Consider the following 14589-nt stretch of genomic DNA (forward strand, 5'->3'; position numbering starts at 1 on the left):
TGCAGCAGGGTGGCGATCGGATCTCACAGCTTGAAAGGGTTGAGCGTTTTGCCGAGGTAGTACCCGATGCGAGTCGGAATCGGCTTCGCGGCAGCAGCAGTCACCTTGTTGACCATCCCGGGCACACACACCGGCGTGCCGTTGTTCACTGCCCGCCATCCTTCGCGGACGACATCCTCGGGGGTCTGCCACAGAACAGAGGGCAGCTTGGAGGTCGCTGCATCCCGGGTTCCCATGACGTCGTGGAACTCACTGTGGGTGAAACCAGGGCAGAGCGCAGTGACGTGGATGCCGTGCGGCCGCAACTCCATGTCGAGTGCTTGCGACATGTCGAGCACATAGGACTTGATTCCGGTGTACAGCAGACTTGCACCAGGTGGAAGCAACGCAGCCAGCGACGACAGATTCACGACCCGGCCGTATCCGCGTTCTTTCATGCCGGGCACCGTGAGATGAGTGAGTTCGGTGACGGCAGTGATCATCACCTGTATCTCCGCAGCGAGCGCGTCGAACGGCGCATCTGCGAACGTGGAGTTCCCCGACATGCCCGCGTTGTTGACGAGGATATCGACGTCGACGCCGAGGGATTTCGTTTTCTCGAGGATGGCCCGGGGCGCGGAACGATCGGCGAGATCCGCGGGTACGACGTCGCATCGCACATCGTGCTGGGACGACAGCTCGTCGGCCAGCGCGATGAGTCGGTCCTCGCGTCGCGCGACGAGAACGAGGTTGTGCCCCTCGGCCGCGAGGTGTCGGGCAAAAGCCGCGCCTATGCCCGCTGACGCGCCGGTGATCAGCGCGGTTCTTCCGGTCTTCGACATCGAACTGGCCTCCACTCTTGAACGGTATCCAAGGGACGGTAGCAGGCTCTTGAAGACCATTCAAGATATAGTCGGTCGTATGCCCAGGAATCGCGGACTCCACGACCGGGAGAGCAAGCGAGAGGACATCGTGATCGCCGCCCGCGAGATGTTCGTGTCCGACGGCTTCGATCGCACCTCGATCAGCCGTCTTGCGAAAGCAGCAGGCGTCACCGCGAATACGTTGTATTGGTACTTCGGCGACAAGGACGACATCCTGGTCGCTGTTCTGACGGCCATCGCCGCCGAGGATGCCAAAGACTTCTTCGAAATCGTCGATCTACCACTGGCCGACCGGCTGTTCTGGCTGGTGGAGCGACTGCGAAGAGTTGGTCCGTTGGTCTCCACCGTGCACGATCGGGTGACCGAGTCCGAGGCCATCGATCAATGGCACAACGGGTTTCATGCCTTCGCGGAATCGCTGTTCGCCGCCGATATCGAAGCTGCAGGCCTGTCCGGGGAGGCGGCCGACGCCATGCTCCGCATCGGTACGTTCGTCGTCGAAGGATTGCTGACTCACGCAGCATCACCTGAAGTCTCCCGAGCTGTCATCGACCAACTCGTCGACACCATCACACCCGCACCAGGAAGTAATCCACTATGAGTACCGAACCCGATACCGCGTCGACCGGTCGTCCGCGAGCCTCGGCCGACCATGCCGACTCGGAATCGATCATCGCGATTCCCAGCGTTGACCCGTTCTATCGGGCCCCTGCCGGTTTCGAGCGCGCGAAGCCGGGGACCGTGTTGCGGTCCCGCGAGGTGACCCTCGCGTTGTTCGGTGTCATTCGACAGAAGGTGTCGGCGTGGCAACTTCTGTACCGGACCACCAGCCTCGACGGGGCAGCGCGTGTCGCGGTCACGACGGTGGTTCTTCCGGTCGGGGGCCGAGCGCGACCGCAACGCGCTCTGCTGTCCTACCAGTGCGCGATCGACGCCGTGTCGGATCGATGCTTCCCGTCCTATGTCCTGCGGGCGGGCGCTCGAGCCGTCGGCTCCGTACCGCAGTTCGAGTTCATGATCATCCTGTACGCACTGCGCCGCGGATGGGTTCTGTCCCTTCCCGATCACGAGGGCATGAACGGGCAGTGGGGAGCACCCATCGAGCCCGGCTACTGCACACTCGACGGAGTCCGCGCGGCACTGTCTTTCGAGCCGCTCGACCTCGCCGACACCACCCCTGTCGCGCTGTGGGGGTACTCGGGCGGCGGATTGGCGACGTCATGGGCCGCCGAGGTTGCGGCCGACTACGCCCCCGAACTCGATATCGTCGGCGCTGCACTCGGATCACCCGTCGGCGATCCCGGGTCTGCATTCTCCCGCCTCAACGGCACGATCTTCGCGGCGTTGCCCGCAATGGTGGTGGAGGGCTTACGCCGCACCTACCCCGAACTCGACCGCCTCGTTCGCGAACACGTCGCCGCTTCGGGGCTCGAGGCCCTCTCATCCCTGCACCGCAAGACGACAGTGCACGCCGTCGCGTCCATGGTGATGCACGATCTGGAGCGGCACCTCGATATCCCGATGGCAGATCTCTTGGCGACACCCGAGATGGTGCAGGTTTTTCAGGATATTCAGCCCGGGAAGTCGGCACCCAAGTTTCCGCTTCTCGTAGTGCAGGCGGTGCATGATCCGATGATCGACGTGGACGACGTCGACGGGCAAGTGCGCCGGTATCGTGCTGCAGGAGCGAATGTCACGTACATCCGTGATCGCCTCAGCGAACACCTGTCGCTGCACCCGATCGCGGCCCCCGTCACTCTGGACTGGCTCTCGGATCGCTTCGCGGGCAAGCCGACCGACGAATCGTCGACGAACACCGTGTGGTCACTGGCGGGATCGTTGCCGGGGTTGCGCGGATTGCTCGGGCTCGCTGTGTCCACTGGACGCGCGTTCGCCGGCCGAATCGGTTGATACACAACCACATCGAGATCCGAAAAACGCCCAACACGAGTCGGTCCGAGACACTAATCAGCGACCCGACGGTAGCGCGGACAGAAACAAGCGCAGATCCGCGGCAAGACGCGCCGGCTCCTCCATCGCCGCAAAGTGACCACCGTGATCCGGCACCTCGGTCCAGTGAACGATGTCGAACTCGCGTTCCGCAAGATGCCTGATTCCGATGTCGTGCGCGAACATGATGGCACCGACCGGTTGCGACGGCTTTGCCTGCGGACCGGCCCAAGCCCCTCCCTCGGCCGCGTACACCGTGTAGGCGGCACTCCCGGCGCTCCGCGTCAGCCAGTACAGGGTGACGTGGGCGAGTATCCGATTGCGGCCGAGGGTGCCATCCGGTTCCTCGTCGAACGGGTAGGTCCAGGCGCGAAATTTGTCCAGCATCCATGACAGCTGACCGATCGGACTGTCGGTCAGGGCAGCACCGATCAATTGCGGACGCGTCGACTGGATGGAGATGTACCCGAACTCCGATTCCATGAACTCGCCCACCCGACGGTAGCGGTCCAATTCGGTTTCGGTGCAACGCTTCTGCTCCGCCTCGTCGGGTTCCTGAAAGGGTGCACCGATGGACCCGTTGACATGAATGGCCGTGCAGTGCTCCGGATCGAGACGGCCCATCGCCGGCGCTAGTCCGGCACCGTAATCACCGCCCTGCACCACGTAGGAGCCGTATCCGAGGTAACTCATCAGCTCGACGAACGCCTGCGCGACGCGATCGGTACTCCACCCGTCGTCGACCAGCGGTGTGGAGAAGGCGAATCCGGGGACCGATGGCACGATCACGTCGAAGGCCTGGACTTCGGCGTCGTCCGGCTCGGTCAGCAGTGGAACGATGTCGAGGAACTCGAGGTACGACCCCGGCCACCCGTGACACAGCAGCACGGGAGTCGAGTCGGCACGCGACGACCGCACGTGCAGATAGTGGATGCGCTGCCCGTCGATCTCCACCAGGTACTGAGGGAACGACGCGAGCTGCTTCTCCACCTCCCGCCAACTGAAATCGTCGATCCAAGTGGTCGCCATAGACCGCAGGACGGATATCGGGACTCCGGAAGTCCAGTCGTCGGCACCGATGGGTTCGGGCAGACGTGCGTCGCGAACACGACGGGTCAGGTCGTCGAGCTCGGACTGCGGGACATCGATGACGAATGGGACGGGAGGCGCGGTGATTGTCATGAACTGATCGTGCAACGCATCGCGGACAGCAACGGTCCTGAATTGCCGAAACAACCCTGCCTCAACTGAGACGTCTGCTTTGTCGACCGATCCGTGGGGCGAGGGCACTTGCCCACGGCGACCCACTCGGTCGAAGCGACAGTTGACGCTGAACAATTGTTACCTTGCTTCTCAATGTATTAAGGTAACTGTATGCGGACTTCGATTGTCGACAAGCTCTTGGCCATCACCGACATGTTTCAACGAGACATGGCCCGTGCGTTCGCCGGTACACCTCTCACCGAGTCTCGGGTTGCGGTTCTGTGGACGCTGTCGTTCCGCGGGCCGTCGACGCAGCAGTCGTTGGCGGAGGCACTGGCAGTCACGCCCCGCAATATTTCCGGTCTCGTGGACGCGTTGGAGACGCACGGGTACATCGAACGCGTTGCACACCCGTCCGATCGCCGCGCGGTGCTGGTGACCCTCACCTCGAACGGAGAGGCGGTGATGACGCGGATGCAGACCGAACACGCACAGCTCGAAACCGAACTACGCGACGCTGTCGACCCCGGAGATTGGGCCGGTCTCGAAAGCGGAATCGACGCGATCGTCACCCGGCTGACCGAGTTGACGGGTCCGGGCCGAGCGGATGACGAGAAGGGTGAGCGATGAGTACCACCCCAGACCAGCCCGCGAAGCCGGCCCGCGCCCGGGCCCTGTTGGCCAGGGGTGCGGGCATCGAAAAAATCATCTACGCCAGCATCGCCCGTGCGATCGTGCGCAGGCCCTGGAAAGCGCGGGATGCACGTGGTTTCCACTATCACTCCCAGAGCCTGCCCCTGCTCATTGCCTTCGTCGCACTCTCTGCGGTGGAGATCGTCGTGATCGATCTCGTTGTACGTCAATGGATCTGGCTACGTATCCCACTGCTCGCCATCGGCGTCTGGGGACTGGTCTGGATGACCGGCCTTGTATGTGCGCACCTCATGCGACCCCACACGATCGGACGCGAGGGGATCCGGGTTCGAGACGGGCTCGACATGAACGCGCACGTCACGTGGGACGACGTTCACTCGGTGGGAGTGAAGGCCCGCAACCACATACCCAAGACTCCCAGCGTGGTCGATCGACACGAGGGCCGATCGCTCGTGGTGGCCATCAGCGACCGAACCAACATCGAGATCGTCCTGGAACGGCCGACAACGATCACCCTCCCCGGCCTGCCGCCGAAAGGCGGCGCACACACCATCGACCGCATCTACCTCTGGGCAGACGCTCCCGATGACCTTCTTGCTGCGGCCCGAGAGCACATCGGAGTTGCAGCGGATGCTGTCGCACACAGGAATACACACGCTCGGGTTGTCCAGGACGAGGAACGGAGAGGGCGAATGTCCCAGTACCGCAACAGGCCGACCATCGAGGTGAGTGGTCTGGTCAAAAGATTCGGTGACACGACCGCTCTCGACGGCATCGATCTCACGGCAGAATCCGGATCGGTGCTCGGACTGCTCGGCCCGAACGGGTCGGGCAAGACCACGACAGTGCGCATCCTCGCTACCCTGATGAAACCCGACGAAGGTACCGCCCGCATCTGCGGCTACGACGCCGTCCGCGAGGCCCATCAGGTACGACAACTCATCGGGCTCACCGGCCAGTACGCCTCGGTGGACAAGGACCTCAGCGGCTACCAGAACCTCACCATGATCGGCCGACTTCTCGGCATGTCTCGCGCCCAGGCCAAGACGCGCGCATCCGAACTCCTGGACGAGGCCGGGCTTGGAGACGCCGCATCGAAACCCGCGAAAACCTACTCCGGGGGCATGCGTCGCCGCCTCGACCTCGCCGCGAGCATCATGGGCGAGGCGGCAGTCGTCTTTCTCGACGAGCCGACCACAGGCCTCGATCCAGCCCGCAGGGCCGAGACATGGGCGATGGTGCGCAGGCTCGCCGCACAAGGTTCCACCGTGCTTCTCACCACCCAATACCTCGAAGAGGCAGACCAGCTGGCGAACGACATCGTCGTCATCGACTCCGGCAAAGTCGCCGCACGCGGTACACCCGCGAGCCTCAAACGGCGTATCGGCGGCCAGACACTCGACGTAGTCCTGAGCGATCCCCGACGACTCGAAGAAGCCACCACACTAGTGGAAAGCATCCTGAACGCCGCCCCGGTAGTGAATGCGCAGACCGGGCAGCTCAGTGCGGCCGTCACCGGCGGGCATGTCATGCCTTCGATCGTGCGAAGCCTCGACGAATCGGCCATCGAAATCAGCGAACTCTCCCTTCGCCTTCCCAGCCTCGACGACGTGTTCCTCACACTCACCGGGCACCGCGCGAGCACCATCGAGAAGGAGACCGCACCATGACCACCACAACGCTCCGCGCCGCGCACACACCACTGAGCAACCATGTCGGTTTCGGGCAGACCGTGATGCAGTCGGCGTCACTCTCCTGGCGTGGCATCGTAAAGATTCGCCGCAACCCAGCGGGGCTCGCCGACGTCATCATCGGCCCCGCAATCTTCCTCGTGCTCTTCGGCTACGTGTTCGGCGGTGCCATCTCGGGTGACACGAGCGAATATCTGCAGTACGTGTTCCCCGGGATCCTCGGAATGATGACACTCCTTGCCACGATGGGCGTCGGAGTGTCACTGAGCAGCGACCTCTCCGAGGGCATCTTCGATCGCTTCGGCTCTCTCCCCATTGCGCGCATCGCACCGCTCATGGGAGCGATCGGTAGCGACATCGTGCGACAGCTAGTGTCGCTGACCGCTCTTGTCGGCTTCGGTCTGCTGCTCGGCGTTCGATTCGAGACCAGCGTGTGGTCGGTGCTCGCGGGGTGTGCGTTCGCACTCGCATTTGCTCTCTCGGTCGCGTGGGCACTGATACTTCTGGCCCTCGCGATCGAAGAGCCGCAGGCAGTTCAGGGGCTCGGCGCAGTGATCATCATCCCGCTCGCCTTCGCCAGCAACATCTTCGTGCCGATCGAGACGATGCCCGGCTGGATGCAGACATTCGCCTCGTGGAATCCCGTCGGACACCTGGTGGACGCGGTACGGGCTCTGATGATGGGAGGCCCCGTCGGTCAACCTCTGCTGTTCACCCTCATGTGGATGGCGGCATTCGTAATCGTCTTCGCCCCGTTGTCACTGATCGCCTACGGCAAGCGACCCTGAGACAGCCGCGCCTGCCCGAAAGATCGACTCGGCGTAGTCGACTCCGAATGCCCTCAGTCGCTCAGAGAGGTCCACAGGGTCGTCGGTTGGCGAGACACTGCCTGGTCCCGCGATGGGCGTAACCTGTTGGCATGGGCGGAAAGTCGACCTACGTTGAGGTGCAACCGTCGCCGCCCCTACGACGCTTCGTCACGTCCTATGTCGGTTACCGCATCAGCGGGTACGACGCCGGGATCCACGTGGGCGTGCCCTCGCCGACCATCACTGTGATCATTCCCTTCGACGACCCGATCGAGTTGGCGTGGAGGGGTGAGCTACCGTCGCGTTTCGGGTCACTGGCCAGCGGACTCGGAACCGAGCCGATCTCAATCTTTCACGACGGTTGCCAACATGGCGTCCAGCTCACCCTGACACCCGTGGGTGCGCGCGTTCTGCTGGGAGTGCCCGCCTCCGAGATCGGAAACATCGTCGTCTCGCTGACCGATCTACTCGGTACCGCCGCGCCAGAGCTCGAGCAGCGCATGGCATCCGAGGAGGCATGGACCGCGAGGTTCGCCGTTCTGAACGAGGTGTTGACGCGGCTGGTCCGTACGAAAACGATTCAACGCAAGTTGGAACCGGACCGACACCTGACGTCGGCGTGGCAACTCCTCACCGAATCGGACTGCCCTCGCATCCAAGCCGTGGCCGACGAGATCGGCTGGAGCCGTCGCCACCTGATCACCAAGTTCAGGGCGGAGTTCGGAATCGCACCGAAAGATGCAGCCCGAGTGGCGCGGTTCGATCGATCGTATCGATTGCTCAGAAGTGCCCTACCGCAATCGATGGCCGACATCTCCGTGCGGTGCGGGTACTACGATCAGGCACACATGGCCCGCGAGTGGCGTGAGTTCGCGGGGGCCGCTCCAACGGTATGGCGAGCGAACGAGGAGTTCGCATTCGTACAAGACACGTCGCCGGTGCCGACCGAACAATGAACCCCATGACGACGAATCCTTTGATCTGGCCCACCCTCCGCTACAACGATGCACGCGCTGCCATTCTATGGCTCGTCGACATGCTCGGTTTCGAGGAGACCGCAGTCTATGGCGAGGGCGACCGAGTGGATCACGCGCAGCTCAATCGGCCGGGCGGAGGTGGAGTGATGCTCGGCAGTGTCCGAGACGACGGCCCCATATCGGTGCCCGCAGGTGTCGGGTCCATCTACCTCGTGATCGATACCGACGACGAACTTTCCCGGATCTACGACCGAGTTCGCGCGGCGGACACCGTCGTGCCGCGTGAGTTGCGGACCGAAGACTATGGCGGGAGCGGTTTCGTCTGCCGCGACCCCGAGGGCGTGTACTGGAGCTTGGGGACATACCGAGGCGAATAGTCGAGACTCCGTGAACGTCGACGTTCCTTGGCGGGTGCAACTCTGTCGACGCTCGTTGTTCATCCGAGTTCGTCCCATCGGAGCTGCCTGCGCCGAGGGGCAGGAGCGTCGAACTCCAGTCGATTAGCGACTGGTTCGACTATTGCGCCCGGCCGAGGCCGATCCGACGCAACACGTCGAGCTGGGCCGGGTTGTACAACTCGGACATCACCGCTTTCACGTCTTCCCTGGTGCGGGTGTCCTGAGCGTTCGGGTGCTCGAACGCACCAGGATGTTCGACGGCCAGTGCCTCGACCTCCGGGATCATCCGGCGGGCGAGGTCGGCTCTGGTCGATTCGTCTGCGTCGCTGGGCAACTCGTCGAAGTCCACGGTGGCTCGGGTTGCGGGCGATCGAAGAAGCTCGGCGTAGGAATCGAGTTCCGGCGGGCTCAGCACCCTGCTCATGTAGGTCGCGAAAGAACGATCCTCATCGGATAACTCACCATCGTGGCCCGCCAAGTCGAGCTCCGGCGGTAGATCGGGTCGCGCAGAGTGCCGCAGAATCAATCCCAACTCCATCCGTGCACGCTGCAGTCGCTCGATGGTGGCCGCCAGTTCGGCGTCCAGAGCGCGCAGTGAATGCTCGGGGTGGTCGACCTCGTCGCCCATGGCCGCGACCTGCGAGAGTGAAAAACCCAGGGCGGTCAGACGCTTGATCTGTAGTACCCGAAGAAGGTGCACGACGCCGTATTGCTTGTACCCGTTCGAGGCTCTCGCAGGTTGTTCGAGAATGCCGATATCGTGGTAGTGCCGCACCGACTTCACCGTCGCGCCTGCCAGTTCGGCGAGCTCCCGAGTGCTCCATCCCATGCTGTCTCCCGTACGGTCCGCCGCGTCGTCGTTCCATGAAAAGTGTGAACCGTGCCCCTGGGGCAGAGTCAAGACCGCGGCCGATCCGGTTCCGCTGCAGGCTGTTCGAGGACTACCGACAGGTGAGGTCGTCGCTCGGCATCACGCCGTCGACCAGATATCCGGCCACGACATCCTGGGCGCATGCGTTCTTGCCGAGGACGAAGACACCGTGACCGCTTCCGTCGACGGTCAGCAGGGTGGAGCGATCACCGAACTTGTCGTCGAGCAGCTGCCCTCCGGCCAGTGGGGTAACCGGGTCCCGCTGGTGCTGCGCGATGAGGATGTCGGCCGCGCCTTCGTCGTCGATGCTCACCGCGGGTTCGGACGGTGTAGTTTTCCAGAATGCACACGGCATGATGTTCGCGGCGGCTGCACCGAAGAGCGGGTACGTCGTGCGGTCGTCTTCGACCGCCTGCCGGTATGTTGCAACGTCATTCGGCCATTCGATGTCGTTGCAGGTCACGGCCAAGAACACCGACCAGTTGTTGTCCATTGCAGGTGCCTGATCGCCGACCGCAGAGTCCCCCGAGGACACTCCGCCGGCTCGATCCGTGAAGTACTTCCAGCTCTCCGCCGCAGCCTCGTACGACAACGGGTTGTACAGCGTTGCGAAGGTCGACAACCGGAACAGGCGGCCGTTGATTCCGTCCACCGGAGCCTTGTCGAGTTCGTCGGCAATCCTGAAGTAGGTTTCGCGGACGTCTTCAGCCGTTGCGCCCAAGCCGTACCGATCATGCTCGTTTGCGGCCCATTCGGCGAAGTCGGGGAACGTCTCCTCCATTCCTTGCGCGTACCTGCGCAGACCGTCCCGATCGAGATGGGTGTCACCTATGTTGCTGTCCAACACGATTCGATCGGTCGTGTCGGGAAACATCGAGGCGTAGGCGGCACCGAGCGCGGTCCCGTACGAGTACCCGAGGAAGCTTGCCTGTTCTTCGCCGAGCGCCAACCGAATACGGTCCAGATCGCGTGCCATGTTCGCGGTACTCACGTGGCGCAGAGTCCCGTCCTCATCGCTGGCGGCACAGCGTTCGGCCACCTCTTTCGACGTCGCCATCTGCTCGGCGAACGCCGCCTCGTCGACTGCATAGGGAGGGACGGCGCCGTAGTACTCGAGATCCTCGGTGAAACCACAACTGATCGGCGAGGAGTGTCCGACACCGCGGGTGTCCATTCCGATCAGGTCGTAGGTGTCGAGGACGCTCTTGGGCATTCCCAGCGACTCGAGGAACTTCGGTTGGTCCAGACCGGTTCCTCCCGGACCACCCGGGTTCAGGAGAAGCACTCCCCGTCGTGTATCAGGGTTCTCGGATGGCAATCGCGAGATCGTGACGTCGATCCGGGTGCCGTCCGGATTTTCGTAGTCGAGCGGTACCGGCACTGTCGCGCACTGCAATCGGGGCGGTCCGTCGTCCGGGTTCTCCACGCCCTCGGGACAGGCGGTCCACTGCAGCGGGGGTTCGAGCTGAGGCTGGTCACTCGACTGCGTCGAGGACTGGGTGCATCCGGTCACGAGCACGCCCGCCATCGCGAGCGCGATGATCGTTGGACGAAACACTCTGAAGCTCAAGGCTTTCCTTCCGTAGGTAATGTCAGTTGCCCGCGCCGTCGAGAAGCCAGTGGTAGCGAAGGTGATGTTGTTCTCGGGGTTGACGAATCAGTATCCTTCGTCGTCGAAGACGAGGTAGTCGACGTCGACGCCTCGCGACCGGAGTGTGTCGACGACGTTGTCGGATTCGGCCCGGGTGACGCGTGCGTCGTTGGCCCACTGGGCAATCAGCAAGGGTGCTTCGACGGCATCGAGCCGCGAGATCGGTGATGTCTTCGGCGTCTCGATCTACCGACGTCGTCATCACGTCCTCCTCGCTCGATCCTTGGTCACGTCGGTTTGTCACAGCCGTCAGAGTCGTCGCGATGAACGCCGGAAAACAGTGCACACGAACACCGATTGCAGTTACACCGTCACCGATCGGCCGAGACAAATGTCATGAGTCCGCCACAACAGCGCTCGGACGCGTGCTCGAAATGGCCGGCAACAAGGTGACGACCGAAGTGCACACGACCGCCGGGCCCGGTGCCGCTATCGGTGCAGGGGGAACGGCGTGGCCTGGAAGAGACCGTTTGGGTCGAGCCGTCGCTTCACCGCGAGGAGACGTTCCAGGTTGCCGTCGTAGGCCGCCGCGGCCCGTGCGGTCTCTTCGGGCGCCAACAGATTGACATAGCCGGCCGGGAGGATGTGTGGTTGCAGATCATCCAGGACGGAGTCGGCCCAGCTTCTCTGCGCCTGGAGCCCTTCGGCGGACTCGGCGATACCGATGATCTCGACCATGTAGTGCTTGTCGCGGAGTGCGAATGGCGTGTCGTGCGCGGCCACCCGGGTGGCCGCTCCATGCAGGCGATGTAGCGAGATGGCTCCCGTGGAGGACGAATGCGCCGCAGTGGTCAGCGCGGCAGCCACGGCCGGGGTGATCGCCGCCACATCAGCTGTACGGATGACGTAGTGCAGTCCGTTGGGGAATTGCCCGTCGAGAGCATGCAGCGCCCCCGACGGTGTCGTGACGTCGAAGCGGGTGGCAGGGGTGCCGAGCCCGGCGAGCCGGCCGAACCAGTGATCGGCCTCGCCGCCGAAGGTGCCCGCCCAGGTCAGGGACAGCGTGAGCGACGGCGACCCGTCGTCGCCTGCCATGATCGCCGGCTGAACGGAGAGTTCGCCGGGGGCGGCATCCAGCACCGAGTCGAGCCGAGCGAGCGCCGCCTGCATCTGATCCGCCCCGAACATGACCGCACCCACGGCGACCTCCGGCAATGGGTGCAGGCGCACGGTGAGCTCGGTGACGACACCGAAGTTGCCGCCTCCGCCCCTGATGGCCCAGAGCAGGTCGGCATCCTGCTGCTGCGAGGCGGTCACGATCGATCCGTCGGCCGTCACGAGTTGCGCCTCGACGATGGTGTCCGCGCCCAATCCCACGATTCCACCGAGAGGCCCATAGCCGCCTCCGATTGCCCATCCGGTGTACCCCACGTCACTGTAGGTACCGGTAGCGGCGGCCAGTCCATGGGCACCGGCCGCATCCACGACATCGGCGAGACGGGCACCACCGCCCAGTCGCGCCAGCCGGCGGTCGACGTCGATCCGCACCTCACGCATGGCCGACAGGTCGACAGTCAGTCCACCGGCCGCGAGCGCCCGGCCGGCCCAGTCGTGCCCCCCGCTCTTCACCGAGACGGGCATGTTGCTCTGCGCCGCAATCCTCAGGGCCTCCTGCACGTGCTCCGCTCGGGTCGCTCTGACGAGAACACGGGGACGGGCGGTGACGGATCCGTTCCAGATTTCAGTCGACCCGTCGTAGGCCGGGTCCTCTGGCGTGAGTACGGCGAAGCCGGTGGCGTCTCGGGCGAAGTTTTCGAGATTCGGTTCGCGTGCGGTATCCACAGTGGTCCTTTCCTCGGAATATGACCGCTCCAGCCGGAACGGTCATATTCAGTGTTGTAAAAGTGATGTGCTGACTCGAGAACGGCGATCCGACGGCCGTGGGGTCCTGCGATGCCGAGGCGCGAAAGACGGGACTACACAATGGCGGACAGCAGGGTGTGGCACCTTGGACCACCGTCACTATGTGTTCTCGAGTCGTGGCGATCGACCTGGTCGCTGCCAGATTCGCGCCCCGCTTTTCATGAGGTGGCTGCGGTGAGTTGGGCAACTATGCCTGAAAGCAGCCCGCTGACCGACCCCTGACTGGTCATGGTCATGCGCAACCTGTCACCGTGAGTGACTACCCCGAGGATCAACTCGTTCTCGACCTGGGTGCTCATCACCGGTCCCCAGATCGCCTGCGCCGAAGCGTCAGTGCCGATGCCGCTGGATACACCGAGGTTTGTGATCTCGATGTCCGCGTTCGTGGCGGCGAGCATGGCCTGCTCGGCTCCCCCGGAATCAACCGGATTCAGCGCGGCCAGCGCCAAGACCGACCTACGTGTCGCCTCCAACGTCCGCGCAGTCGCCAACTGAGTTGTGGCGGCGTGGGCGAGTTCCCAGAACGCTGTTCGTGACGGACGGGAGAGAACGACGGAGGTCGCTGTGAAGCGAATGACTACATCGTCTTCGAGTCCGGCTGCGCCGCGCAGATCGATCGGCACATTGATTCGCACTCTGTCCCTGTTCGAGGCCTCGAACAGGGACGTCGCTGCGGCTGCGCACAGCATCGATTGCACAGTGCAGGAATGCAAGTGAGCGCTCCGTCGGATCCGGTCGACGCTGACCTCGTCGAGTTCGGCGTGTCCCACGACAGGCGGAGCAGTCTCATCGAACGGCCGAAGCGATGCTGGAGCTGTCTGCACCATGTATTCGCTGCCGGGCACCTCGTCCTGGACCGAAGGAATCGGTTCCGGTTCGACCAGCTGCATCAGGTCTTCTTGGCAGATCGGCACCTCGCGCGTACGAATATCGTGACCATCCAGGATCGCAAGGAGATCATGCGCCGCGCCCAGAGCACCACGCCCGTCTGCAATCTGGTGCGAGAACGTGAGCACGATGGTGGTACGTCCCGGCGAAGGAGCATCAGGAACTAGTACCGCTCGCGCAAGTGGCCCCGGCGACGGCGGAATCGGCCGCGTCTGTTCGATGGCCGCCTGCGCGTGCCACGTGGATGCGGACGCTGTACGCAGCGGGATTGCGTTGTTCGAGAACCGAAAGAGCGGTCTCGATCCACTCCGGTCGATCATTGACGCAAGCAACGGATGCACTTTCTGAAGACGACGTAGTGCCTCGTCGACCTCGCGCTCGCGTAGTACGCGGCCGCACTCGACAGCGAGCGAGAACTGCACGGGGTTTCGATGGATGTACAGATCGATGATTCGCTCGAACGCACCGAGCGGGCGTAGCTCGTGGCCTGACGCGGCAGTAGCGTTCATCGAAATCCTCTCGTCGGCGGCGGTCGAGGGCAGGCCGGGTTGCCGCGTTGGTCGTCAACTGGCTGGTCCCTCTCAGCACATTTGAAACTGCGCCCCTGGGGCATGGTCAAATCGATGCCCGATATGTCATACCCGTGTGTCCAGGTCGGGTCTACGGCTCTCGCGGTGCCACGTCCGCGACCGCACAGCGGGATGATCGATTGTGCCCACAGCAGTAGTGGTCGTGTTCGAGGTGGCCGAGCAGTGTTGCCCAAAACAATCA

General features: G+C 63.5%; 13 protein-coding genes and 1 pseudogene. 7 read left to right on the plus strand and 7 right to left on the minus strand.

The window, feature by feature from the left end; genetic code table 11:
- Positions 1–23: 23 nt before the first annotated feature.
- The gene (locus AB0366_RS01080) at positions 24–821 is read right to left on the minus strand and encodes an SDR family oxidoreductase (RefSeq protein WP_121872601.1); all 798 of its coding nucleotides are present in this window, start codon (positions 819–821) and stop codon (positions 24–26) included.
- A 79-nt stretch (positions 822–900) separates the two neighbouring features.
- Between AB0366_RS01080 and AB0366_RS01085 the strand changes: the two genes are divergently transcribed.
- The gene (locus AB0366_RS01085) at positions 901–1464 is read left to right on the plus strand and encodes a TetR/AcrR family transcriptional regulator (protein ID WP_366242378.1); all 564 of its coding nucleotides are present in this window, start codon (positions 901–903) and stop codon (positions 1462–1464) included.
- The gene (locus tag AB0366_RS01090; RefSeq protein ID WP_366242379.1) at positions 1461–2774 is read left to right on the plus strand and encodes a lipase family protein; all 1314 of its coding nucleotides are present in this window, start codon (positions 1461–1463) and stop codon (positions 2772–2774) included. Before AB0366_RS01085 ends, AB0366_RS01090 begins: the two co-directional genes overlap by 4 nt.
- A 57-nt stretch (positions 2775–2831) precedes the next feature.
- Here the strand turns inward: AB0366_RS01090 and AB0366_RS01095 are convergent, their stop codons facing one another.
- Positions 2832–3995: an epoxide hydrolase family protein gene (locus AB0366_RS01095; protein WP_366242380.1), complete on the minus strand. Its 1164-nt coding sequence runs from the start codon at positions 3993–3995 to the stop codon at positions 2832–2834.
- 192 nt (positions 3996–4187) lie between these two features.
- Between AB0366_RS01095 and AB0366_RS01100 the strand changes: the two genes are divergently transcribed.
- From AB0366_RS01100 to AB0366_RS01120, 5 genes are all read left to right on the plus strand, one after another.
- On the plus strand, positions 4188–4646 hold the full coding sequence (locus AB0366_RS01100) for a MarR family transcriptional regulator (RefSeq protein WP_366242381.1): 459 nt from the start codon (positions 4188–4190) through the stop codon (positions 4644–4646).
- The gene (locus tag AB0366_RS01105) at positions 4643–6340 is read left to right on the plus strand and encodes an ATP-binding cassette domain-containing protein (RefSeq protein ID WP_366242382.1); all 1698 of its coding nucleotides are present in this window, start codon (positions 4643–4645) and stop codon (positions 6338–6340) included. Before AB0366_RS01100 ends, AB0366_RS01105 begins: the two co-directional genes overlap by 4 nt.
- Positions 6337–7149 carry an ABC transporter permease gene (locus tag AB0366_RS01110; RefSeq protein ID WP_366242383.1) on the plus strand — a complete coding sequence of 271 codons (813 nt, stop codon included), beginning with the start codon at positions 6337–6339 and terminating at the stop codon, positions 7147–7149. Before AB0366_RS01105 ends, AB0366_RS01110 begins: the two co-directional genes overlap by 4 nt.
- Before the next feature lie 131 nt (positions 7150–7280).
- Complete coding sequence (locus AB0366_RS01115; RefSeq protein WP_366242384.1) at positions 7281–8126, plus strand: helix-turn-helix domain-containing protein; 846 nt, start codon at positions 7281–7283, stop codon at positions 8124–8126.
- A 5-nt stretch (positions 8127–8131) separates the two neighbouring features.
- Positions 8132–8524: a VOC family protein gene (locus AB0366_RS01120; RefSeq protein WP_366242385.1), complete on the plus strand. Its 393-nt coding sequence runs from the start codon at positions 8132–8134 to the stop codon at positions 8522–8524.
- Positions 8525–8663: 139 nt separating this feature from the next.
- Here the strand turns inward: AB0366_RS01120 and AB0366_RS01125 are convergent, their stop codons facing one another.
- From AB0366_RS01125 to AB0366_RS01145, 5 genes and pseudogenes are all read right to left on the minus strand, one after another.
- On the minus strand, positions 8664–9374 hold the full coding sequence (locus AB0366_RS01125; protein WP_366242386.1) for a MerR family transcriptional regulator: 711 nt from the start codon (positions 9372–9374) through the stop codon (positions 8664–8666).
- Positions 9375–9486: 112 nt separating this feature from the next.
- The gene (locus AB0366_RS01130) at positions 9487–10986 is read right to left on the minus strand and encodes an alpha/beta fold hydrolase (RefSeq protein ID WP_366242387.1); all 1500 of its coding nucleotides are present in this window, start codon (positions 10984–10986) and stop codon (positions 9487–9489) included.
- Between the two features lie 90 nt (positions 10987–11076).
- Positions 11077–11235, minus strand: a pseudogene (locus AB0366_RS01135) (prolyl oligopeptidase family serine peptidase); the annotation flags it as partial.
- 261 nt (positions 11236–11496) lie between these two features.
- Positions 11497–12849: an FAD-binding oxidoreductase gene (locus AB0366_RS01140; RefSeq protein ID WP_366242388.1), complete on the minus strand. Its 1353-nt coding sequence runs from the start codon at positions 12847–12849 to the stop codon at positions 11497–11499.
- Between the two features lie 239 nt (positions 12850–13088).
- Entirely contained in the window at positions 13089–14327 is a 1239-nt protein-coding gene (locus AB0366_RS01145; protein ID WP_366242389.1) for a hypothetical protein, read from the minus strand.
- Between the last annotated feature and the right edge of the window lie 262 nt (positions 14328–14589).

It is taken from the genome of Rhodococcus sp. NPDC076796 (assembly GCF_040702765.1).
GTDB lineage: Bacteria > Actinomycetota > Actinomycetes > Mycobacteriales > Mycobacteriaceae > Rhodococcoides.

Coding starts and splice junctions, on each gene's coding strand:
- AB0366_RS01125 (WP_366242386.1), bottom strand. CDS start 9,374: ATGGGATGGAGCACTCGGGAGCTCGCCGAACTGGCAGGCGCGACGGTG.
- AB0366_RS01095 (WP_366242380.1), bottom strand. CDS start 3,995: ATGACAATCACCGCGCCTCCCGTCCCATTCGTCATCGATGTCCCGCAG.
- AB0366_RS01110 (WP_366242383.1), top strand. CDS start 6,337: ATGACCACCACAACGCTCCGCGCCGCGCACACACCACTGAGCAACCAT.
- AB0366_RS01080 (WP_121872601.1), bottom strand. CDS start 821: ATGTCGAAGACCGGAAGAACCGCGCTGATCACCGGCGCGTCAGCGGGC.
- AB0366_RS01090 (WP_366242379.1), top strand. CDS start 1,461: ATGAGTACCGAACCCGATACCGCGTCGACCGGTCGTCCGCGAGCCTCG.
- AB0366_RS01120 (WP_366242385.1), top strand. CDS start 8,132: ATGACGACGAATCCTTTGATCTGGCCCACCCTCCGCTACAACGATGCA.
- AB0366_RS01145 (WP_366242389.1), bottom strand. CDS start 14,327: ATGAACGCTACTGCCGCGTCAGGCCACGAGCTACGCCCGCTCGGTGCG.
- AB0366_RS01115 (WP_366242384.1), top strand. CDS start 7,281: ATGGGCGGAAAGTCGACCTACGTTGAGGTGCAACCGTCGCCGCCCCTA.
- AB0366_RS01105 (WP_366242382.1), top strand. CDS start 4,643: ATGAGTACCACCCCAGACCAGCCCGCGAAGCCGGCCCGCGCCCGGGCC.
- AB0366_RS01100 (WP_366242381.1), top strand. CDS start 4,188: ATGCGGACTTCGATTGTCGACAAGCTCTTGGCCATCACCGACATGTTT.
- AB0366_RS01085 (WP_366242378.1), top strand. CDS start 901: ATGCCCAGGAATCGCGGACTCCACGACCGGGAGAGCAAGCGAGAGGAC.